The sequence below is a fragment of the Actinacidiphila sp. DG2A-62 genome, assembly GCF_035825295.1.
GTDB lineage: Bacteria > Actinomycetota > Actinomycetes > Streptomycetales > Streptomycetaceae > Actinacidiphila.
On record NZ_JAYMGI010000002.1, the window covers coordinates 8,273,347 to 8,293,852 of the forward strand.

Annotated in this window: 13 protein-coding genes and 1 pseudogene; 3 read left to right on the forward strand and 11 right to left on the reverse strand. The window is 76.7% G+C overall.

Features of this window, described 5'->3' with window-relative positions; genetic code table 11:
• Nucleotides 1-334: 334 nt before the first annotated feature.
• From VSR01_RS36270 to VSR01_RS36280, 3 genes are read right to left on the reverse strand one after another with little or no spacing between them, the layout of a single operon-like run.
• Nucleotides 335-3,664, reverse strand: a complete 3,330-nt coding sequence (locus VSR01_RS36270; protein WP_442785619.1) for a beta-ketoacyl synthase N-terminal-like domain-containing protein — start codon at nt 3,662-3,664, stop codon at nt 335-337.
• Nucleotides 3,665-3,669: 5 nt separating this feature from the next.
• Nucleotides 3,670-4,644: a thioesterase II family protein gene (locus VSR01_RS36275; RefSeq protein ID WP_326453208.1), complete on the reverse strand. Its 975-nt coding sequence runs from the start codon at nt 4,642-4,644 to the stop codon at nt 3,670-3,672.
• The gene (locus VSR01_RS36280) at nt 4,641-5,075 is read right to left on the reverse strand and encodes a phosphopantetheine-binding protein (protein WP_326453209.1); all 435 of its coding nucleotides are present in this window, start codon (nt 5,073-5,075) and stop codon (nt 4,641-4,643) included. The genes VSR01_RS36275 and VSR01_RS36280 overlap by 4 nt, the downstream gene beginning before the upstream one ends.
• Nucleotides 5,076-5,350: 275 nt before the next feature.
• Between VSR01_RS36280 and VSR01_RS36285 the strand changes: the two genes are divergently transcribed.
• Nucleotides 5,351-6,799, forward strand: a complete 1,449-nt coding sequence (locus VSR01_RS36285) for a salicylate synthase (protein ID WP_326453210.1) — start codon at nt 5,351-5,353, stop codon at nt 6,797-6,799.
• A 27-nt stretch (nt 6,800-6,826) separates the two neighbouring features.
• On the forward strand, nt 6,827-8,551 hold the full coding sequence (locus VSR01_RS36290) for a (2,3-dihydroxybenzoyl)adenylate synthase (protein WP_326453211.1): 1,725 nt from the start codon (nt 6,827-6,829) through the stop codon (nt 8,549-8,551).
• A gap of 170 nt (nt 8,552-8,721) precedes the next feature.
• On the opposite strand, the gene VSR01_RS36295 is transcribed toward VSR01_RS36290, so the two are convergent.
• The 6 genes from VSR01_RS36295 to tdh all read right to left on the reverse strand — a co-directional run bounded on the left by VSR01_RS36295 (nt 8,722) and on the right by tdh (nt 15,778).
• Nucleotides 8,722-9,639 (reverse strand): siderophore-interacting protein, encoded by a 918-nt coding sequence (locus VSR01_RS36295; RefSeq protein WP_326453212.1) that lies wholly within the window; start codon nt 9,637-9,639, stop codon nt 8,722-8,724.
• Nucleotides 9,640-9,879: 240 nt separating this feature from the next.
• Nucleotides 9,880-10,857 carry a YqcI/YcgG family protein gene (locus VSR01_RS36300; RefSeq protein ID WP_326453213.1) on the reverse strand — a complete coding sequence of 326 codons (978 nt, stop codon included), beginning with the start codon at nt 10,855-10,857 and terminating at the stop codon, nt 9,880-9,882.
• A gap of 20 nt (nt 10,858-10,877) precedes the next feature.
• Nucleotides 10,878-12,293: a hypothetical protein gene (locus VSR01_RS36305; RefSeq protein ID WP_326453214.1), complete on the reverse strand. Its 1,416-nt coding sequence runs from the start codon at nt 12,291-12,293 to the stop codon at nt 10,878-10,880.
• Nucleotides 12,294-12,520: 227 nt separating this feature from the next.
• The gene (locus VSR01_RS36310; RefSeq protein WP_326453215.1) at nt 12,521-13,429 is read right to left on the reverse strand and encodes a LysR family transcriptional regulator; all 909 of its coding nucleotides are present in this window, start codon (nt 13,427-13,429) and stop codon (nt 12,521-12,523) included.
• Between the two features lie 94 nt (nt 13,430-13,523).
• A complete protein-coding gene (locus VSR01_RS36315) occupies nt 13,524-14,717 on the reverse strand; it encodes a glycine C-acetyltransferase (protein WP_326453216.1) in 1,194 nt (397 codons plus the stop codon).
• A gap of 32 nt (nt 14,718-14,749) precedes the next feature.
• The gene (gene tdh / locus VSR01_RS36320) at nt 14,750-15,778 is read right to left on the reverse strand and encodes an L-threonine 3-dehydrogenase (RefSeq protein WP_326453217.1); all 1,029 of its coding nucleotides are present in this window, start codon (nt 15,776-15,778) and stop codon (nt 14,750-14,752) included.
• 341 nt (nt 15,779-16,119) lie between these two features.
• On the opposite strand from tdh, the pseudogene VSR01_RS36325 reads away from it, so the two are divergent.
• Nucleotides 16,120-16,664: pseudogene (locus tag VSR01_RS36325) on the forward strand (carboxymuconolactone decarboxylase family protein).
• A 58-nt stretch (nt 16,665-16,722) separates the two neighbouring features.
• Here the strand turns inward: VSR01_RS36325 and VSR01_RS36330 are convergent.
• Together VSR01_RS36330 and VSR01_RS36335 are read right to left on the reverse strand one after the other, a co-directional pair.
• On the reverse strand, nt 16,723-17,985 hold the full coding sequence (locus tag VSR01_RS36330) for a glycosyltransferase (RefSeq protein ID WP_326453218.1): 1,263 nt from the start codon (nt 17,983-17,985) through the stop codon (nt 16,723-16,725).
• Between the two features lie 201 nt (nt 17,986-18,186).
• A complete protein-coding gene (locus VSR01_RS36335; protein WP_326453219.1) occupies nt 18,187-20,358 on the reverse strand; it encodes an ATP-binding protein in 2,172 nt (723 codons plus the stop codon).
• Between the last annotated feature and the right edge of the window lie 148 nt (nt 20,359-20,506).

A 20,506-nucleotide genomic window follows, 5' to 3' on the forward strand; every position in this document is an offset into this window, starting at 1 on the left:
TCAGGACGGTCGCTGCGGGACCCGGCCGCCGGGGTGGTCGGCGTGGTCGGGATGGTGGAGATGGTGGAGATGGTGGGGATCGGGCCGGGGTTTTGGCCGCCGGGGTGGCCGGGGCGGGGCGTCAGCGCGTTTCGGGGCCGGGCGGTCAGGTGGCCGGTGCGGGGTGTCGGACGGTCGGCGCCGGGCCCCGGCCGCCGACGCGGTCGTGGTGCTCGGGATCGGCTCGGACACGTGCTCGGGGCGAGGGCGTCGTGGGTGGTCGGGTCGAGGTGACCAGGTGGTCGCCGAGGGGCGGGTGGTCGGGTGGTGCGGCGGCCGGTGGCCGGCCGTGCGCTCAAGGGGCGGGTTCGCCCGGCGCGCCGCCGAGCTGCCCGGCGAGCGCGGCGGCCTCCTCGTCGCTGAGGGCGGCGAGGCGCTCGTGCAGGCGGTGCCGCAGACGGTCGGCGTGGCCGGCCGCGGTGGGCGGGGCGGCCAGCACGTCGGTCACGTCGGTCGTGACGGGCAGCACCGCGCGCAGCGTCGTCGTGACCCGGGCCGCGAGCAGCGAGTGGCCGCCCAGCTCGAAGAAGTCGTCGTCGCGGCCGACGCCGTCGATGCCCAGGGCGTCGCCCCAGGCGTCCACGACCAGCCGTTCCAGCCGGTCGGCCGCGGGAGCGTACGGGGTCTCCAGCGCGGGCCTGGCGTGCGCGGACGGTGCGCCCAGGCCCCCTCCCTCGGCCGTACCTCGCGCGGCCCCGGCCGTCCCGGGCCGCGTCGCCGCGAACCGCGGTGGGTCGACGAAGTGCCGGGTCCGCTCGAACGGATACGTCGGCAGCACCGCCCGCCGCCCCGGGCCCGCTTCCGCGGGGAGCACGTCACCCCCGGCCACCCACGCCCGCACCCGCCGCAGCACCTCGGATGGCGGCCGGTCCGGCGAAGGACCGCCCGGGGCCGGCCCGGCGCCGGTTCGGGCGGTCACGCGGTCGCCTCCGGGAGCCGGCGCGCCCGCGCCTTCCGCACCGCCCGGCTCGCCGGGCACGCCGGGCACGCCGGGCACGCCGGGCGCCGCGCCGAAAGCCGCCCAGCCGTCGCCGCGGACCTCGGCGTCGGGGCCGCCCGAGGCCAGGGCGCGCAGCGCGCGCAGCACAGCCGTACGGTCGCGGCCGAGCGCGACCGCGCGGCGCGCGAAGCGGGCCCGGCCCACCAGCAGCGTGCGGCACACCTCGTCCAGCGGCGCCTGCGGGCGCCGCTCCAGGTGCTCGGCGAGCAGCGCGGCCTGGCGGCGGACCGCGGCGTCCGTACGCGCCGACAGGGGCAGCACCCACCACCCGTCCGCGCCGCCCGGTCCGCGCCGCGCAGCGACCCCCCGGTCCCGGCGCGCTGTAATGTCCCCCGCGGTGACCGCCGGGCCGCCCCCCAACGCGGAGCCGTCACCCGCGCCCGCAGGTCCGACGCCCGCGTCCACCGGACCGCCGGCCGCAGACGCGGAGCCGTCACCCGCGGCCGCAGGGCCGACGCCCGCGTCCACCGGACCGCCGGCCGCAGACGCGGAGCCGTCACCCGCGGCCGCAGGGCCGACGCCCGCGTCCACCGGACCGCCGGCCGCAGACGCGGAGCCGTCACCCGCGGCCGCAGGGCCGACGCCCGCGTCCACCGGACCGCCGGCCGCAGACGCGGAGCCGTCACCCGCGGCCGCAGGGCCGACGCCCGCGTCCACCGGACCGCCGGCCGCAGACGCGGAGCCGTCACCCGCGGCCGCAGGGCCGACGCCCGCGTCCACCGGACCGCCGGCCGCAGACGCGGAGCCGTCACCCGCGGCCGCAGGGCCGACGCCCGCGTCCACCGGACCGCCGGCCGCAGACGCGGAGCCGTCACCCGCGGCCGCAGGGCCGACGCCCGCGTCCACCGGACCGCCGGCCGCAGACGCCGAGCCGTCACCCGCGGCCGCAGGGCCGACGCCCGCGTCCACCGGACCGCCGGGCGCAGACGCCGAGCCGTCACCCGTGGCCGCCGGGCCCCCGACCCCACCCGCCTGGCCGCCGGGCGCAGACGCCGGTCCGCCGGTCGTACCCGCCGTACCCGTCGCGCCGGCCGGGCGGTCGCCGGCAGCCGCCGCGCCCGCCGCGCCCTCGGCCGCGCCCGCCGAGCCGTCGTCGGCGAACGCCGTCGGGTCGCCGGCCGTTCCCGCCGGCCGGTCGGTCGTGTCCGCCGAGCCGTCGCTCGTGAACGCCGGGTCCTCGGCCCCACCTGTCGGACCGTCACCCGTGAACTTCGAACTATCGCCCACGAACGCGGGGCCGTCGCCCGTATCCGCCGCGGTCCGCGCCGCGCGCGGCGGCTCCTCGACGATCACGTGGGCGTTCGTGCCGCCCATGCCGAAGGTGTGGACGGCCGCGCGGCGCGGCCGGTCGCCGCGCTTCCAGGGGGTCGGCTCGGCGGCGACGCGGAAGGGTGAGGAGGCGAGGTCGATCTCCGGGTGCGCCCGGGTGAAGTTGACCAGCGGCGGCACCTCCTCGTGGTCCAGGGCGAGAAGGACCTTCACGAGCCCCACCGCGCCGGCCGCCGCCCAGGTGTCGCCGACGTTGGGCTTGACCGATCCGAGACGGCAACTGCCGGGCGGCGCACCGGCGTAGGCGGCGGAGAGCGCGGCGATCTCCAGGGCGTCGCCCATGGGCGTGCCCGTGCCGTGCGCCTCGACGTAGTCGATGTCGGCGGGGGACAGGCCCGCGACCGCCAGGGCCTCGGCGGCGACGTCGGCCTGCGGTTCGACCGCGGGCGCGGTGAAACCCGCCTTGGCCGCGCCGTCGTTGTTGACCGCCGTGCCGCGGATCACGCCCAGCACAGGGTCGCCGGCGGCCAGCGCGTCGGACAGCCGGCGCAGCGCGAGTACCGCCACGCCGTCGCCCGGCGTGGTCCCGTCGGCGGCGGCGTCGAACGGACGGCAGCGCCCGTCGCGGGAGTTGACGCCCCCCTCGCGGTGGACGTCGCCGGCCCGCTGCGGGAAGTAGAGCGTCGCGCCGCCGGCCAGCGCGAGGTCGCACTCGCCGCCGAGCAGGCTCTGCGCGGCGAGGTGGACCGCGACCAGCGAGGTGGAGCAGCCGGCCTGCACGGTGACGCTCGGCCCCGTGAGATCGAGCGTGAAGGACACGCGCGAGGCGAGGAAGTCGTTGCTGTTGCCCAGCAGGTGCTGGAACTGCCCCGCGCCCGGACCGGCCGCGGTCTCGCGCGGACGCAGGTGGTGCTGGAAGTAGCTGTCGGGCCCGGCCCCGGCGAACACGCCGACCGACTGCTCGGCGAGCCCGCGCGGATCGTGCCCCGCCGACTCCAGCGCCTCCCAGGCGCATGCGAGCAGCAGCCGGTGCTGCGGGTCGGTGGCCGCCGCCTCCGCCGGGCTGTAGCCGAAGAACGCCGCGTCGAACAGCTCGGCGCCGTCCACCACCGGCCGGGTCCTGACCCGGGCCGGGTCGCGCAGCGCCTCGGGCGGCAGGCCGGCCGCGGCCAGGTCCTCGTCGGTCGAGGTCGTCAGCGACTGTACGCCGTCGCGCAGGTTCCGCCAGAACGCCTCGGGCGTGTCGGCGCCGGGCAGCCGGACGCCCATGCCCACGACGGCGACGGCCTCTCCCGGCCGTTCGGCGGGTGGTACGGAATCGGTCGAACCGGGCGGCAAGGGTATGCCAGCGCCCACGAGAGTCAACTCCCTTGTGTGCCGTGTGCGATGGGATCTGCGGTGGGGTCGCCGGAGCCGGAGCCGGAGCCGGAGCCGGAACCGGAGCCGGAGCCGGGCCCGGGCTCAGGCCCGGGATCGAGACCGGGCCCGGGACCGCCGGCCGCGTCCGCCGCGTCCGCCGCGGGGTCCGCGCCGTGCCGGCCGAGCCGGCCGAGGACCGCGCGGACCAGCGCCGCGCGCTCCTGGAGCAGGTAGAAGTGGCCGCCGGGGAAGGTCAGGTGCTCGAACGACCCGGAGGTCGCGCGGCGCCAGCCCTCGACCTGTCCGGCGGACACCGTGAGGTCGCCGTCCGCGGCGATCGAGACGATGTCCGTGCGCAGCGGCGGCCCGGGGGACGGGACGTACGTCTCGATCAGCCGGTAGTCGTTGCGGACGATCGGCAGCAGGTACGCGCGCATCTCCGGGTCGTCGAGCAGCGCGGCCGGGGTGCCGCCGGTCTCGCGCAGGACGCGCACGAACGCGTCCTCGTCCAGCAGGTGGGCCGTCCGGTCGCCGACGTGCGCGACGGGAGGGTGCCGCGCGGAGGCGAACAGCCGCACCGGAGCGGCGCCGAGGTGCTCCAGACGGCGCGTCACCTCGTATCCGACGATCGCGCCCATGCTGTGGCCGAAGACCGCGACCGGGCGGTCGGGGGAGGGGCCGAACAGCGGGGCGAGCGCGTCGGCGGCACGGTCGGCCAGGACCCGCATGTCGCCGACGAGCGGCTCGCCGACGCGGGTCTCACGGCCCGGGTACTGGACCACGCGCACGTCGATCCAGGGCGGGAACGCCTCGGCGAGCGGCCGGTAGAAGCCCGCGCCGCCGCCGGCGTGCGGGAAGACGACGAGGGTGAGCGCGGACGGCCGCGGGCCGGCCCCGAATCCGCGCAGCCAGGGGGTACGGACGAGGTCGGCGGCGCCCTCCGCGTGGTGTGCCGCGGCGCCGCGCGCGGGGCTCACCGGGTCCGCCCGGCGGTGTCGGCGCCCGCGGCGGCCTCGCTGATCATCCGCCACCAGGCGGCCAGCGACGGCTCCTCGACCAGGCCGGCGTAGCCGACCCGGACGCGGTGCCCGCGCAGCCGGGCGGAGATCGCCATCACCTTCACCGAGTCCACGCCGAGGTCGACCAGGTTGTCGGTGTCGCCGATCCGCTCGGGTCCGACGCCGAGCACCTCGGCGACCGTACGGCGCAGGCCTTCGAGGTCGAGGTCCGCGGCGGCCCCTTCGGGGCTCTTCACGGCGCCGGCCCCGGAACCCTCGGCGGACGCTCTGCGCGGGGCGGCGGCGGAACTCCCCGCGGAGCGGCCGGAATCGATCTCCGGCACCGCGGCGGGACCGGGCGGCGGGACGGGCTCGCCGGAGGCCGGCGGTTCCTGTGGACGCGGCGTCACATCTCTCCTCGTGGGACGGGGGCGGTGCCGTGGACGGGAAGACCGCGGCGGTCCGGGGGCGGTCCGGCTCCGGACCACCCGTGGACACTCCGGCGGATGCTAGCTAGGCTCACCTAAGTTAGGCAAGGCTATCCTAAGTTTCGCCTGGTCGACCCGCTTGCCTCACCCGTCACGCCCATCCCGTTCGCCGGCGATCGGCCGGCCGCCGGCCCACGCGCCGGCCGTCCGTCAGCCCTCCGGCGGGTACCCGCCGACGACCCCAGGACGGTTCCCCTGTGACCACGCACGCCCCGTTCGCGCCCGGCCCCGGCAACTCCCCGCCGCCCGGCCCCGTCCGCACCCGCGTCGCCGGCCGGTGCGACCCGCTCGCCGTCGCCGTGCGGCTCGCCCGCAGCGGCCTGTTCGACCGGTACGCGGTCTACGAGCAGGACGGCCGCTGGTGGTTCGCCGGCGGCGCACTCTGGTCGGCGACGGTCCGCCACGACGAGGTCGCGATCGAGCGGGACGGCGACCTGCTGCGCGGCCCGCGCACCACCGCGCACCCGGTGCGCGAACTCGGCGCCGCGCTGGCCGGCGCGCCCGGCGCGGACTGGCGCGGCTACGGCTGGGTCGCCTTCGAAGCGGCCTGCGCCGCCGCGGGGCTGCCGCCGCGCGACCCCCGGCAGACCCTGGCGTACGCCTTCGTCCCCCGCGCCGAGGTCGAGATCCGGCCCGACGCGCTGGACCTGCGCTGCGCCGACCCCGCGCTGCTGCGCACCCTGCTCGCCGCCGCGCGGGAGGACGCCGGCGCACCCGCTCCGGAACCGGCCCGCCCGCTCGACGTCGAGGCGGGCGACCCCGGCCCCTACCACCGGGCGGTCGAGCGGGCGATCGCGCGGATCGGCCGCGGCGAACTGGAGAAGGTGATCCTCTCCCGCCGGGTCGAGGTGCCCTTCGCCCTGGACTTCCCCGCCACCTACGCGGCCGGCCGGCGCGCCAACACCCCCGCGCGCTCCTACCTGTTGGACCTTCCCGGCCTGAAGGCCGCCGGTTTCAGCCCGGAGACGGTGGCCGAGGTCGCCGCGGACGGCCGGATCGCCTCCCAGCCGCTGGCCGGCACCCGCGCCCGGCACGCCGACGACCCCGAGCGCGACGCGCGCACCCGCGCCGAACTGCGCACCGACGTCAAGGAGGTCTACGAGCACGCGGTGTCCGTGCTGCTCGCCGACGACGAGATGCGCACCCTGTGCGCGCCCGGCTCCGTGGCGGTCGACGAGTTCATGGCCGTCAAGGAGCGCGGCAGCGTGCGGCACCTGGGCTCGCGGGTCAGCGGCCGGCTGCGCGCCGACCGCACCCGGTGGGACGCGCTGGCCGCGCTGTTCCCCGCGGTCACCGCCTGCGGCATCCCCAAGTCCGCGGCGTACCGGGTCATCGCGGACGCCGAGCCCGCCACCCGCGGCCTCTACGCGGGCGCGGTGCTGCGGGCCACCGCCGAGGGCGACCTCGACGCCGCGCTCGCCCTGCGCACCGTCTACACCCACGAGGACCGCACCTGGGTACGGGCCGGCGCCGGCATCGTCGGCGTGTCGAGCGCGGCGCGCGAATACCGCGAGACGTGCGAGAAGTTGGCGAGCGTCGCACCCCACCTCGTCCCGTCGACGGCGCCCGAGCCGCCCGGGCGGGCCGCGCGGCCGGCCTCGCCCGAGGCGCCCGCGGCCACTGCCGTACCGCCCCGAGACCGCTGAACCGCCCACCGGGAGAGGACCGACCGCATGCTGACCGGATGCACGCCGTGGCCGCCGGACGACGCCGCCCGCTACCGCCGCGAGGGCTACTGGCGGGACGAACCGCTGGACGCGCTGCTGAGGCACGCCGCCCGCGCACATCCCGAGCGAACCGCCCTGGTCGCGCCCGGAGTCCGGCTGCGCTACGCCGAACTCGACGCGCGCGCCGACGACCTGGCCCGCGGACTGCTCGCGCTCGGCCTCGGCCCGGGCGACCGCGCCGTGGTCCACCTGCCCAACCGGCCGGAGTTCGTGCTCGCGACCTTCGCCCTGCTGCGGATCGGCGCCCTGCCGGTCTACGCGCTGCCCGCGCACCGCGAGCAGGAGATCGTCCATCTGTGCGCCGTCAGCGGCGCGGCCGCGTACCTGGTCCCGGACCGCCACCTCGGCCACGACCACCGCGCGCTCGCCCGCACGGTCGCCGAACGCCTCGCCGCGCGGGGCGGAACGGCGCCCCGGCACGTCCTGGTCGCGGGCGACGCCCAGGAGTTCACGGCGCTGGACGAGGTCGAACGGACCGGCCGGGCCCTGCGCGCGGACCGACCGCCCACCGGCCGGGCCGCCGCCCTGGCCACCGACCCGCCGCCCGCCCCGGCCGCCGACGACGTCGCGCTGTTCCTGCTGTCCGGCGGCACCACCGGCCTGCCCAAGCTCATCCCGCGCACCCACGACGACTATGCGTACAACGCCCGCGCGGCGGCGGAGGTCTGCGGCTTCGACAGCACGACCGTCTACCTCGCCGCGCTGCCCGCCGCGCACAACTTCGCGCTGGCCTGCCCCGGGGTCCTCGGCACGCTCGCCGTCGGCGGCACGGTCGTGCTGCCGGCCGACCCGGGCCCGGGGGAGGCGCTGCGGCTGGTGGCCGAGGAGGGGGTCACCGCCACCGCGCTGGTGCCCTCCCTGCTGGCGCTGTGGCTGGAGGCGCAGAGCGCGCTGCCCGAGGACCTGTCCAGCCTGCGCCTGGTCCAGGTGGGCGGCGCCAGGCCGGACGCCGCCACAGCGGCCCGGGTCGGGCCGGTGCTCGGCGGCACGCTCCAGCAGGTGTTCGGCATGGCCGAGGGACTGCTGTGCATGACCCGCCCCGACGACCCGCCGGACCTGGTGCTCGCCTGCCAGGGGCGGCCGGTCAGCCCCGCGGACGAGGTGCGCGTCGTCGACGCGGAGGACCGCGACGTGCCGCCCGGCACGGTCGGCGCGCTGCTCGCCCGGGGGCCGTACACGCTGCGCGGCTACTACCGGATGCCCGAGCACGACGCGCTCGCCTTCACCGGCGGGTGGTACCGGACCGGGGACCTCGTACGGGCGCTGCCCGGCGGCAACCTGGTGGTCGAGGGCCGGGTCAAGGAGCTGATCAACCGCGCCGGCGACAAGGTGTCGGCGAAGGAGGTGGAGGACCAGTTGGTGGCGCACCCGGCGATCCGCCAGGCCGCGGTGGTCGCCGAGCCCGATCCGCTGCTGGGGGAGCGCGTCGCCGCGTTCGTCGTGCTGGAGAGCGGCGCGGTGTGCCCCACCGCCGCCGAGGCCGGCGTGTTCCTGCGCGGACGCGGCCTGGCGGCGTACAAGGCGCCCGACCGGCTCCAGCCCGTCGGCTCCCTCCCCCTCACGGCGATCGGCAAGGTGGACCGCAAGGCGCTGCTGGGCGCGTCCACCGGTGCGGCGCCGGACGCCGTGCCGGCCCCGGACTCCCCGGCACCGTCGGCGCAGCCGGGATGACCGGCCGGGACCGGGGCGTGCGACCGCCGCCCCGGGCCCGGCCTGCCGCCGCACCGGCCCGGTGAGCCAAGAGGCGCGGCTGTTCCCGGCCGTTTTCGGCCGGACCGGCCGCGTCCCGCGGCGCGTGACTGAGCGCGTGACTGAGCGCGCGATCGGGCGCGCGACCGGCCCTACGCCAGATCGGCGTCCGTGGTCAGCTCCGGGTCGTCCGGGTCGTCCGGGTCGCCGCCGGCCGCGACCGCGGCCCGATAGGCGGCGAGCACCCGCGCGTCGCGCTCGTCGCTGGTGAGGGTGTTGTTCCAGTACGCCGCTGCCCGCAACTGCGGCCGTGGCAGGCCGCGTTCGTCCAGCAGGTGGCGGCGTACCGCCCGGACGGTCCCGGCCTCGGCGCCGAGCCACGCCTGCGCGCCGGCGAACGGCCGGTCCAGGGCGCGGACCGCCTTCTCCAGCAGCCCGCCACCCGCCGCGGGCGCGCCGTCGCGGTGGATCCAGCGCACCTGCGCGCCGGCCGGGGCGGCCAGGTCGATCCGCTCGTCGGCGCCGTCCGTCTCGATCAGCGCCACGACCGGGGTACGGTCGGGCAGCGACTCCAGGATCGCCGCGATCGCCGGCAGCGCGGCGGTGTCGCCCGCCAGCAGGTGCCACTCGGCCTCGGGGGAGGCGTAGAACTCGTGCCGGGGCCCGGCCAGCCCGACCGTGTCGCCCGGCACGGCCTCACGCGCCCAGGTCCCGGCGGGCGAGTCGCCGTGCAGCACGACGTCCACGGTCAGCTCGGCCGCGGCCGGATCGTAGGCGCGCACCGTCAGCGCGCGCATGACCGGAGGCACCGCGCCGGGCGCGTGGCCGGGCCTCCCGTCGGCGCCCACCACGGGCAGGTCGACCCGGCGGCGACCCGGCTGCGGCAGCATGAACTTCCAGGCGTCCGCGGGCAGTCCGCCCTCCAGCCCGGCCAGGTCGGGGCCGCCCACCACGACCCGGCGCAGACGTGGCGACACCTGCGCCGAGCGCACCACCTCGGCGCCGCGAACCCGCACCTGCGGGCGGCTGAGGCGGGTGCGGCGGCGCAACTCCTCCTGGATGGCGGGCATCGGGACTCCTCGCGTCGAGCAGGCGGTCGGATGGGTCGGGCAGGTCGGGCAGGCCGGGTGGGTCAGGCGGTCAGGCGGTCAGGCGGTCGGGCAGGTAGGCGGTTCAGGCAGATCAGGCGAGCCAGGGGGGCAAGAAGGCCGGGAAGGCGCGGAATCGCCGGGCCGGCGCGGCTCCAGGCCGGCCGGGGGGCGGGACCGGACCGGCGGGCCGACTGTCGGATCGCCCCGCCGGTCCGGTGGTCAACCCACCGGGGCCGGACGGCGACCGGCGGCTCGGGCCGGGCGCATGTCCGTCCAGACGCGGGCCACATGGGCCAGGCAGGCGTCGCGGTCGTCGCGCACGCCGGTCGGCCGCCAGGCCGGACCGGGCAGCGGCAGCCCGGCCGGCCACAGCGAGAACTGCCGGTCGTCGTTGACGAGCAATTCGTACGTCGCCGCGGGGGCGGGGGAGGGCGCCGTCGCCGCGGCTCGCGGCTGCCGCGCGTCGGCCCTGGCCAGGAACGGGCAGGCCGGGACCGCGCCGTCGGCGGTGTCGGGCAGGAAGTACTGCCGCCACTCCCGGTTGCCGTCCTCGCCGTGGTTGCCCAACTCGCCCGCCGGCTCCATGCCGTCGAACCGGCGGATGCGGTTGCGGATCACCCGGCGGGCGCCGGCGCCGCGCGGGGTGTGGGCCTCCAGCCCCTCGAAGACCCAGCGCGGCTGGAAGGTGATCATGAAGCAGGGGCTGTGCCGGCTGTGCCGGGTGGTGTGCGCGGGGGTGTTGCAGACGACGAAGATCTCGGTGCCGCCGTAGCTGAACTCCCACCACAGCTCCTCGGGCTCAAGCGGCGTCGACTCCGGCCAGGGCCGCGGGTCGCCGTCGTGGAGGTGCTGGAGCACCGCCCAGAACCGGTGGAAGTAGTCGTCCAGGGAGCGCACCCGCTCCTCCGGGCGGAAGAGCACCACCAGCGAGGTGTCCTTGCCCAGCTCCCGGTAGACGTCCAGGTACCGGTCGAGGATCTCGCCCAGCGGCCCCCAGCCCGCCGGGTCCGCAGGGCTGTCGCAGAACCCGAACCGCAGGGTGCCCTTCCTGGCCGCCGCCACCGCGAACGTGCAGGGGAACGGCCGTTCGGCGTCGAGCAGGGTGTCCAGCAGGCCCCGCGCGGCGGCCGGACCCCAGGAGGGCACCGCGCCGAGCGCGAGGGGCGCGACGAGGACGTGATCACGTGCTGCGGACATGCGTGTGGTCTCCGTCCCGCTCAGAACCGCGCGTACATGTCCTCGGGGATGATCGGCTGGTGGTAGGTGCACTCCCCGGACAGCACGGTGGAACCGTGCAGCCGCGACACCGGGATGAGCACCTTCTCGCCCTCGTTCAGCTCGATCTTGTGCGTGACGTTGTTCCAGAAGTGCATCTGGCCGTGCTCGATCATCACCAGCCGGTGCTCGTCGTGGACGTGCGTGGTCGAGGTCTCCTCGTTGCTCTCGACGAAGGTGTCCAGGTCCACGGTGATCCCGTTGTCCTGGATGTGCCGGTCGATCCGCGCGGCCTTCTCCTGGTACAGCGGGATGTCGTCGGCCCAGGCGAGCTGCTCGGCCAGGTCCTCGTCCCACAGCCGGGCCAGCCGGGCCGCGTCGCCGAAGCCGTGGTGGAACCGCTCCACGGCCGCCGGGCCGTACAGCGCGGCCAGCGGTCGCACCCACGCGGCGGCCTGCTCGGCCGCCTCGGCCGCGTCGCGCGGCGCCGGGCCCAGCAGGTCGAACAGCCCGGAGCGGGCGCCGAACGCGTCCTCGAAGACATCGGCGAAGCGCGGCGCGGTCAGCGCCTGGTCGATCCGGTGGTGCAGCAGCGCGCCCAGGAACTCCGGGTACTTCTCCCGGTCCCGCGACAGGTGGTGCAGGTGGTTGCCGCGGGCCAGCGAGGTGCCGAGGTAGAGCTGCCAGTACGCGCCGGTGGTGGTGGCCAGACCGGCGCTGGTCATCAGGGCGCGGTACTCGGCGTGCAGGCCGGCCCAGGTGCGGTAGTCGTCGAGGAAGGCGACGCGCGCGCCCGGGTGCGCCGCCTCGTACTCGCCCAGCGCGGCGCGGCCCACCGCGGTCCTGGACGCCGGCAGGTAGGCGCTGAGCTGGAGCAGCGTGAAGGTCGCCGACGCCTTGCGGTCCTTGGTGGACAGCGCCGCGGTGAACGCCCGGCCCGGCTCCGCGGCCCGCTGCTCGTGCTCCTGCGCGACGGCCGCGGCCAGCTCCTCGACGGTGGGCGCGCCCAGCGGCTTGCGCTCGCCCTGGAGGAAGGAGAACAGGTGGCGCTGGAGTATCGGCGCGGCGAGCGCGCCCAGCAGCCGGTTGGGCTCGGCGTAGAAGTCGGCGGCGTGGGCGGCCGCGGCGTCGTCGGCGGCCGGCGGCAGGTACAGCAGTCCGGTGTCGTAGACGTTGCGGAGCATCCGGTGGCCCAGCAGGGCGCTGAGCTTCAGCGCCTTGTCGGCCGGCATCGGCTCGGCGTAGTTCAGCCAGGCCAGGTCGTCCGGGCGCACCGGCCTGCGGTACGGGTCCGCCTCGGTGGTCAGCTCCTCCCACTCGGCGGCCCGGAACGCCGGGTTGGCGGCGAACGCCTTCACGATGTCGTCGGGGTCCGCCGAGACGATCCGGGCGAACGCTTCCGAGTGGTCCACGGGCATGACGTGTCCTCCAGGAGGTGGGGCGAGGGCATGCGGGAGCGGCGCGCGCGAAGCCCGCGCGCCGCAGCGATACTTAGGTAAGCCTCACCTTACTTGAAGGGCCCGTCAAGTCCCCGCCGCCGCCCGGACCCGCCGCCGCCCGGACCCGCCGGGCGCCGCCCGCGGAGCCCCGCCGAGGCGTCGTCCCCGCCCGTCCGCGTGCCCCGCGCGTCCGCGTGCCGCGCCCGTCACTCCCGCGGCGCCGCCTGCGCCAGGGCGTCCAGGACCGGCCGGATCAGCGGGTGGTTCTCCGCCCCGCGGCGCACCGCCGCGAAGACCCGGCGGGTGGCCGCGGCGGGTCCGGTGACCGGGCGGACCGCCGCGCGCGGGCGGTCCATGCCGCCGAGCGCGGAGCGCGGCACCAGCGCGACCCCCGCACCCGCCGCGGCCAGCGCCACCACCGCGCGGAAGTCGTCGGAGGAGTGCACCAGCCGGGGCTCGAAGCCGGCCGCCTCGCAGGCCAGCAGCACCACGTCGTGGCACGGGTTGCCCGGGTAGGGGCCGATCCAGTCGCGGTCGGCCAGCAGGTCGAGCGGGACGCTCGGCAGCTCGGCCAGCGGATCGGTCGCGGCGAGCACCGCGTCGAACGGCTCGGCGTACAGCGGCACCCGCGCGATCCTGCGGTCGTCCTCGCGCGGCGCCCCGCGGTAGGCGACCGCGACCGCCACGTCCGCCGCGCCGTCCAGCAGCATCGGCAGGCTCTCGTCGCCCTCCGCGTCCAGCACCCGCGCGCCGATCCTCGGGTGCAGCACCGCGAGCCGGCTCATCGCCGGCGCGACGACCTCGGCGATGCCGGTCGCGAAGGCCGCGATGGTGACCTCGCCGGCCTGCCCGCCGGCGTATGCGGCCAGCTCCGCCTCGGCCTCCTCCAGTTGCGCCACCACCGCGTGGGCGTGCTCCAGCAGGATCTGCCCCGCCGCGGTGAGCTGCACGCCCCGGCTGCTGCGGGTCAGCAGGGCGTGCCCCGACTCGCTCTCCAGCGCCGCCAGCTGCTGCGAGACCGCCGACGGCGACAGGTACAGGGCGGCAGCCGCCGCGGTCACCGTGCGGTGCTGGGCGACCGCCCGCAGCACCCGCAGCCTCCGGGGGTCGATCATCGGCCGTCCTCACACCCGCTCGCACCTGACAGGAACCGGCGCGGGACCGGTTCCCGCGCCGTAGGCAGGCCCGCACGGCGCGCGCGAGCCCCCCTCAGCTTCGCAGCACCCCGCGGGCGTCGGTGAACGCGGCCACCGCGCGGTCCACGTCCGCGGCGCTGTGCGCGGCCGACAGCTGCACTCGGATGCGGGCCCGGCCCAGCGGAACCACCGGGTACGAGAAGCCGATCACGTACACCCCGCGCTCCAGCAGCAGCTCCGCCATCCGGCCGGCCCGCGCGGCGTCGCCGATCATCACCGGCGCGATCGGGTGGTCGCCCGGCAGCACGTCGAACCCGGCCGCCGCCATCCCCGCCCGGAACCGCCGGGTGTTGTCGTACAGCCGCGTGCGCAGGTCGTCCGCGGCGTCCAGCAGGTCGAGCACGGTCAGCGAGGCGGCGGCGATCACCGGCGCGAGGGAGTTGGAGAACAGGTACGGGCGCGAGCGCTGCCGCAGCAGCGCGACGATCTCGGCGCGCGCCGCGACATAGCCGCCGGACGCGCCGCCGAGCGCCTTGCCGAGAGTGCCGGTGACGATGTCCACCCGGTCGGTGACGCCGTGCAGCTCCGGAGTGCCGCGGCCGGTCGGGCCGACGAAGCCGACCGCGTGCGAGTCGTCGACCATCACCATCGCGTCGTAGCGCTCCGCGAGGTCGCAGATCGCGTCCAGGGGCGCCACGTAGCCGTCCATCGAGAAGACGCCGTCGGTCACGATCAGCCGGCGGCGCGCGTCCCGGGACTCCTTCAGACAGCGCTCCAGCTCCGCCATGTCGCGGTTGGCATAGCGCAGCCTGCGGGCCTTGGACAGCCGGATGCCGTCGATGATGCTGGCGTGGTTGAGCGCGTCGGAGATCACCGCGTCCTGCTCGCCGAGCAGCGTCTCGAACACGCCGCCGTTGGCGTCGAAGCAGGAGGAGTACAAGATCGTGTCCTCCTGGCCGAGGAACGCCGACAGCCGCGCCTCCAGCTTCTTGTGCACCTCCTGCGTGCCGCAGATGAACCGCACGCTGGCCATGCCGTAGCCCCAGCGGTCCAGCGCCTGCTTCGCGGCGTCCCGCACGGCCGGGTGGTCGGCCAGGCCCAGGTAGTTGTTGGCGCAGAAGTTCAGCACCTCCCGGTCGCCGCCGTCGCCGGCCACCGCGACCGACGCGCGCTGCGCGCCGGTCATCACGCGCTCCGGTTTGAACAGGCCGTTGTCGCGGATCTCGGCCAGGGTGGCGCGCAGGTCGTCGCGGACGGAGTCGTACACGGAAGGCTCCTTGCGGGGGAGAGGGGGCGGGGTCAGGCCGTCCAGTCGAGGATGATCTTGCCGCCGCGGGCGGTCGACGCCTCGTCGAAGGCGCGCTCGAAGTCGCGGTAGCCGTACCGCCCGGTGATCACCGGGCTCAGGTCGAGCCCGCGCTCCAGCAGCACGCTCATCGCGTACCAGGTCTCGTACATCTCGCGGCCGTAGACGCCCTTGACGGTGAGCATCGAGGTGACGATCTTCGACCAGTCGACCGCGAACTCGCCCGACGGCAGGCCGAGCATCGCGATCCGGCCGCCGTGCGTCATGTTGCCGATCATGTCGCGCAGCGCCTCGGGGCGGCCGGACATCTCCAGGCCGACGTCGAAGCCCTCCTTCAGGCCCAGGCCCGCCTGCGCGTCGGCGACGGTCTGCCGCGAGACGTCCACGGTCAGGTCGGCGCCCGCCCTGCGGGCCAGTTCCAGGCGCGGCGCGCTGACGTCGGTGACCACCACGTTGCGGGCGCCGGCGTGCCGCGCGACCGCGCACGCCATCACGCCGATCGGTCCGGCGCCGGTGATCAGCACGTCCTCGCCGACCAGCGGGAAGGTCAGCGCGGTGTGCACGGCGTTGCCGAACGGGTCGAAGATCGCCGCGACGTCCAGGTCCACCTCGGTGCGGTGCACCCACACGTTGGACGCCGGCAGCGCCACGTACTCGGCGAACGCGCCGTCGCGGCCGACACCCAGGCCGACGGTGCTGCGGCACAGGTGGCGGCGCCCGGCCAGGCAGTTGCGGCACGTGCCGCACACCAGGTGGCCCTCGCCGCTGACCAGGTCGCCGATCGCGACACCCGCCACGTCGCGCCCGGTGCCGACCACCTCGCCGACGAACTCGTGGCCGAGCACCAGCGGCGCGCTCACCGCCTGCCGGGCCCAGCCGTCCCAGTCGCGGATGTGCAGGTCGGTGCCGCAGATGCCGGTGCGCAGCACCTTGATCAGGACGTCCCCGGGACCGGTCGCCGGCTCGGGCACGTCGGTCAGCCACAGACCGGCCGCGGCCTCCTTCTTCACGAGGGCTTTCACGGGTCTCCCTGGCAACGACGGCGGGGCACGGCGTGGTGACGCCGGCGCGGCCCGCGAGGTCCGCGGGCGGCGGCTCCCCCAATCTGCGCCGCGGTCCGCGCCGCCGTCCATCGCGGATTTCTTAAGCCCTCCGACAGTCCTGCTGCACGCCGGCCCGCGGGCGGCGCGCGGCAGGCGGTGAGCAACGTCGGAGTAGGCGGGCGCGGGCGGCACGGGCAAAGCTGGCGCGGCCGCGCACTGGCGAACCCGCGCGTGCCCGCGCGCACCCACGTGCGCCCCGGCGCGCGTGCCGACCCTCCACCCACCGGTCACACCGGCTCCCACACGGGAAGGAAGACCACGTGCCACACATCACGATCACGAACGACCTGCCGGGCATCTCCGGCCTGATGCGCCAGCGGCCCGACACCGCGGAACCGCTCAACCTGCTCGCCGAGACCCTGCTGCGCGGTCCGTCGTCGCTGTCCAGGGGGAACGCGAGCTCATCGCCGCGTACACCTCCAGCCTCAACCGGACGCCGTTCTGCGAGGGTTCGCACAGCGCGTTCGCCGCCGCCCAGCTCGACGGCGGTCACGACCTGGTCAAGGCGGTGCTGCACGACCCGGACGCGGCGCCGATCTCGCCCAAGCTGCGGGCCCTGCTGCGGATCGCCGCGGAGGTGCGCGGCGAGGTCAAGGCGGTCTCGCCCGAGGCGATCGCCGCCGCCCGCGCGGAGGGCGCCGACGACCGGGAGATCCACGACGCCGTGCTGATCGCCGCGTCCTTCTGCCTGTTCAACCGGTACGTCACCTGCCTGGACACCGACGAGCCGGCCGACCCCGGCTACTACGACAAGTCCGCGGAGCGGGTCACGACCCTGGGCTACGGCGCGACCGTCAGGGCCTGAGCCGCCCGCCGCGCCGCGCCGCCGCTCCCTTCGGCGGCGGTGCGGCGCAGCGCCCCCGTCACGCGCTGGCCACCGGCGCGGCGGCGACGCCGCCGTGCACCTGCTCGATCAGCGCGGCGTACGCGGCGATCATCCGCTCGCGGCTGAAGCGCTCCCGGCCGGGGTCGGCGACGCCGCCCGGTCGGCTGCGTTCGCTCGGACCGCTCGCCCCGCTGTCCGAGAAGGCGCCCGCCGGGCCACCTGGTCCGCCGTCCCGCCTCGCGCCCGCCATGGCGACGGCCTCCGCCCAGGCCGCGGCGATCACGTCCGGGTCGGCGGGCGTGACCAGCCCGCGGCCCGCCACCAGCGACGCGCTGTCGCCGACGTCCGTGGTGACCGGCACCGCGCCGCACATCATGCCCTCGATCAGGCACAGCGGCGCCGCCTCGCCCGAGTGCGAAGTCAGCGCCACCACGTCCGCCGCCGCGTACACCGCCTCCATGTCCGGGCGCACGCCCAGCAGCGACAGCCAGGCGGCCCCCGGCCGGCCGCCGAACGCGGCGTCGATCGCCGCGGCCAGCTCCGGGTTGGCCGCGGTCATCCCGGCGCCGCACATCAGCACCCGCGCGCCCGGCTCGCTCCGCAGGTAGCGCGCCGCCGCGCGCAGGAACAGCGGCACGTCCTTCATGGCGGCCCAGCGGGCGGCGAAGACCACCACCGGAGCGTCGGCCGCGATGCCGTACCGCTGCCTGACCCGCGCCCGGGCGGCCGGGTCGGGCCGGAACCGCAGCAGGTCCACGCCGTTGGGGATGACGTGCAGGAGTCCGGCCGGCACCCCGGCGGCGGCGTACGCCTCCCGGGTCGACTCCGCACAGCACACGCAGGCCCGCACCCTGCCCGCCGCGATCCCGGCCAGCAGCGCGTCCAGCGCCGGGCCCTGGCCGTACGGGTCCGAGCGGTGCAGACAGGCCACCACCGGCCGGTACGGCAGCCCCGGGTGGTTGAGCAGCGCCAACGGCTGCTCCTTCAAGGACAGCACCACGTCGGCGGCGGCCGTCGCCCGCGCGGTGGCCGCCAGGTCGGCGGCGTCGAACGCGCCGGGACCGTCGCCCCCGGCGCCGCCGAGGGCGCTGACCGGGACGCCCGCGGCGGTCAGCGACCGGTAGCACGCGTCGTCCTCCATCCGCTGCAGCGTCGCCTCCCGGCGCACCTGGCCGCGCATGCTCAGCACGGCGTGGCGCTGCGCGGCGCCGTGCAGCCCACGGACCACGTCGCTGTGCAGGATCCGGGCGCCTCCGGAGAAGAATCCCTCGTAGACCGACAGCACACGCACTTCACCCATCACCCGCACCTCATCGCCTGGTACCGGAAGATCCGGGTCGCGGAGCGTTCCGGAAGCTGGAAGACCGCAGGCCCCGGTGGAGCCCCGTGGTCTGCCGATTAGCCGGGATCAGACCCTGGGAAACCCATTTCCGGGTGAACTCGACATTTCCAAACGATGTCCAGTGCCGACCGACTCGGCCGCCGGCCGCGACCGCCCAGCTCAGGCGGGGCCCGGCAGGTCGGGCAGGTGCGCCGCGGCCAGACTCGCGGGGGCGTGGGCGGCCGCGCCGCGGGCGAGCGCGGCGGCGTACGCCTCGTCGCCGAGCGCCGCGCGGGCGGTCTGCTCGCACCGCTCGCGGATCGGCTGCAGCTCCGGGGCGCCGCGCTGCGGATGACCGACGCTGCGCCAATAGGCGCCACCGGTGCCGTAGGCCGACGCGGCCTCCTCCGCCCGGCCGTCCGCGGCCAGCGCCGCGGCCAGCAGGTCCAGCCCGAGCGCGATCCCGAAGGCGTCGCCGAGCAGCCGCTTGCTCTCCAGCATGGTGCGCGCGTAGCCGACGGCCTCCGCGGGCGTGGCCGAGAAGAGCGCGACGATCGACAACTGGTAGTCCAGGTACGAGCGGGCCCACAGCTCGCCGGTGCGCACGCAGCCCGCGCGCAGCTCCAGAGCCATCGCGCGGCCCTCCTCGAAGGCGCCGAGCGCGGTCAGCGACAGCACCTCGGCCAGCGCGCAGCGCAGCCGGTCGGGCGAGTCGAACGGACCCCCGGGGGCGTCCGCGACCGCCGCGCGCACCGCGGCCAGCCCCTCCGCGGCCCGGCCGGTGAGCATGCCGAGCAGCCCGGTCAGGCAGGCCGCGGCGATCAGCAGCTCCCGGCCGCCGTCCGCCTCCGCCGCGGCCCGCACCTCCGCGTCGATCGCCGCGGCGGCCTCGTGGTCGCCCTGCAGGGTGACGGTCACGCCGAGCCCGGTGAGCGCGCGGATCCGCGTCGGCCCTGGCACGGTGTACCGCTCCAGCGCCTGTTCCAAAGTGGCGCGCGCCTCTTTCAGATGGCCGCAGCAGGTCCAGAAGTAGACCAGCAGCGAGGCCAGTTCGGCCGCCGCGGCCGGATCGTGCGCGAGCCAGTGGTCCAGCGCCGCCCGCAGGTCCGGGTGGGTGTCCTCGATCAGCCGGTAGGCGAGCAACTGGTCGGCGCCCGACCAGCTCGCGTCCGCCCAGCGCGCCAGCTCCGAGAAGTGCTCGGCGTGCCGCGTCGCGACCGCGCCGGTCTCGCCCAGCTCGCGCAGCCACTCCTGGCCGTACTCGCGGATGGTGTCGAGCATGCGGTAGCGGTCGCCCAGCCCGGTGCTGACCCTGAGCACCACCGACTGCTCGACCAGCCGCTCCAGCGTCGTCGCCACGTCCGCGAAGGCCAGCGGGCCGCCGGCCGCCACCGCCTCGGCCGCGGACACGTCGAAGGCCCCGCGGAACACCGAAAGCCGCGCCCACAGCAGCCGTTCGAGCGGCGCGCACAGCTCGTGGCTCCAGCCGATCGCGGTGCGCAGGGTGCGGTGCCGGGGCGGCCACACGAAGCCCGGCCGCTCCGGGAGCGCGAAGCGCGAGCCGAGTTTCTCGGCGACCTCCACCACGCTCGCGGCCCCGACCTGCGCGGCGGCCAGTTCTATCGCCAGCGGTATGCCCTCCAGACGGCGGCAGACCGCCGCGGCGGCGGCCTCCGCGCCCGGCTCCGCCAGCGGCGCCGGGCCCAGGCGCGCGGTCACCCGCTCGCGGAACAGCGCGAGCGCGTCCGCGCCGTCGGCCGGCAGCGGCGCGACCTCGCGGACCGCCTCACGGGTGTTGCCCAGCGGCCTGCGACTGGTCGCGAGCACCGTCAATCCCGGTGCGGCGGTGAGGAGTTCGCCGACGAGCTGGGCGCAGTCGTCGGCCATGTGCTCGCAGGAGTCGAGGACCAGCAGCAGCCGCTTGTCGGCGAGCCACTCGCACAGCGACTCCACCGGCATCCGCGGCGAGTGGTCGGCGAGGTCGACGGCGTCGCTGACGGTGGGCAGCAGCAGATGGGGGCTGTCGAGGGTGGCGAGGTCGGCCCACCACACGCCGTCGGGGAAGCGGGCGGGCGCGGTGTACGCCCCGCCGCCGGTGCGTCCGTAAGCGTTGCCGTCAGCGCGGCCGGCGGGAGCACCCGGGGACGTGTCGCCGTGCGGGGCGGGCCGCTCGGGTCCCTCGGACGCGGACGCGGCGCGCAGCGCGGCGCGTTGGGCGAGCCGCGTCTTGCCGACGCCGCCGGGCCCGGTCAGCGTGATCAGCCTGCGGTGTGCCAACGCCCGGTCCAGCCATAGGAGTTCGGTGTCACGCCCGACGAAACTCGTTGTCTCCGGCGGGATGTTGCCCTTCATGGCCACAGCCTGACATCGACCGGCCACGGAGGGAAGCGAACGCCGCGCGGGCGCCCGGCCGTGTCGCGGCGCCGATCCGGCCGACGCCGGTCGGATCGGGGACGCCGAGGGGGTCTTGCCACCGAGTTACTCGTGAGTAAGGTGGGGC